General features: G+C 50.3%; 1 protein-coding gene. It reads left to right on the top strand.

Features of this window, described 5'->3' with window-relative positions:
* On the top strand, positions 1-511 hold a 511-nt coding region (locus ACFSKV_RS18970), incomplete at both ends, for a fibronectin type III domain-containing protein (protein WP_380806468.1).

The raw sequence follows: 511 nt of genomic DNA, 5'->3' as shown, positions 1-511 counted from the left end.
TGGCTCCGGGATGGAGATTGCACCGGGTGAGTTTGTGGTCTCTAATGGGACAGCTATGGCAGAGTGGTTATATGGGCTGGAACCGGGTACCACGTATCATTTTGCAGTATTTGAATACAATGGAACGGGGTCGGAGACTTTTTATCTGAAAGATCCCTATTTGGCAGGCTCAGGCAGTACCTTGACAGGTCCAACGGTTCAGGCGAGTGATTTGACTTTCAGCAATGTTACGGGGAATTCGATGACCTTAAACTGGACCAAAGGAGACGGCTCTTCCCGTCTGATCGTGGCCCGAGTAGGTGCTCCGGTAGATGCGGAGCCAGTGGACCTGGTCGGCTATGGATCAAGCCCTTCATTTGGCAACGGGGTCCAATTGAGCCCCGGAAATTACTCGATCTACAACGGATCGGGCACCAGTATGAATTTGACGAATCTTTCTCCTAACCAGACGTATCACTTTTCAATTTTTGAATTCAACGGGAGTAGTGGAAGGATTTACCTGAGGCCTGGC

This window comes from Shivajiella indica (assembly GCF_042683085.1).
GTDB lineage: Bacteria > Bacteroidota > Bacteroidia > Cytophagales > Cyclobacteriaceae > Shivajiella > Shivajiella indica.
This window is presented reverse-complemented; position numbering and strand designations above follow the sequence as displayed.